The following is a 1,100-nucleotide window of genomic DNA, read 5'->3' as shown; positions in this document are numbered from 1 at the left end:
CAACACGCCCTAAATACAAATAGCACCTATTAAGCATGCGGGGTAATCGCAGGCATCAAGTCATGAAAGGTACGACCAGAGGCAGTCTCGCCGATGGCGTGCATCTTCCACTCGCCGTTATGACGATAGACCTTGGCCATAATCATCGCAGTATGGCCGCCTTGTGCGGATAAATTATAGCGCGCCACCTCAGCGTTGTTGCTGGCATTGACGATACGGCAAAACGCATTTTCGACGGTCTCAAACGTCTGACCGGTAAAGCTATTGACCGTAAATACCAGTGACGTCACATTGCTTGGGACGCGCGCGAGATCGACGTTGATGACCTCATCGTCGCCGTCACCATCGCCAGTACGATTATCACCTGTATGGACGATGCTGCCGTCTTTTGATTTTAGCTGGCTAAACCAAATCGCATCGACGGCTTGTTTGCTGCTATCGAACATGATGCAAGAGGCATCAAGATCGATAGAGTCGCCGCCGCTACCACCGCCAAACAATTTACCCAAAAACCCGCCTTTTTGTGCTTGAGGCCCTTGAGCCACATCCCAGCCGAGGCCCAGTTTGACTTGTGTCAGTTCGCCGCCAGCTTCTTTGCTTAAAGAGATTTTTTGCCCTTTTTGTAGATTAACTGCCATGAGATTGTCCTTATAATAATTGTGAGTAAAAACGAACAGCGCCGCGCTATAAGATATTGTCTAAAAAGCCACCGCCGCCGCCGCGACCGCCTGAGCTAGTGCCTAGGATGCTTTGTAGCCAGCCTTGGTAGCTGTCACGGTTGCGTGAGCAGATGATGACTTTGCCGCTACCTGAGAAGTTTAGCACCATACCTTCGCCGCTGGTGACGGAGTTGATGATATTGCTCATGATGCCTTTTTTCTTACTGGTCGACACCGACAGTTTATAGTCCAAGTTTGAGTCCCAGCAGACCACGTGACCGTTATCAATGATGACGTCTTTGTCTGGTGTCACCTCAATCTCAAACAGCGAGCCAAAACCTGATACCACCACTTGACCTTGGCCTTGGGTCTGCATCACCATAAAGCCGCCGGTATCGCCAAATACTGCGCCGCCAAGGTTGCGCTGAATATTGGCTCTGA

Annotated in this window: 2 protein-coding genes; both read right to left on the bottom strand. The window is 50.5% G+C overall.

Annotated features, from left to right (window positions below):
• Positions 1 to 29: 29 nt before the first annotated feature.
• A complete protein-coding gene (locus NK638_RS12255) occupies positions 30 to 638 on the bottom strand; it encodes a TerD family protein (RefSeq protein WP_075101067.1) in 609 nt (202 codons plus the stop codon).
• Between the two features lie 46 nt (positions 639 to 684).
• Positions 685 to 1,100: AIM24 family protein (locus tag NK638_RS12250; RefSeq protein WP_274633230.1), on the bottom strand; the 416-nt coding region annotated here is incomplete at its 5' end.

It is taken from the genome of Psychrobacter sp. A3 (genome assembly GCF_028823565.1).
GTDB lineage: Bacteria > Pseudomonadota > Gammaproteobacteria > Pseudomonadales > Moraxellaceae > Psychrobacter > Psychrobacter celer.
This window is presented reverse-complemented; position numbering and strand designations above follow the sequence as displayed.

What these genes read in the sequence shown, in the direction of transcription:
- NK638_RS12255 (WP_075101067.1), bottom strand. Translation starts at nt 638, where the DNA reads ATGGCAGTTAATCTACAAAAAGGGCAAAAAATCTCTTTAAGCAAAGAA.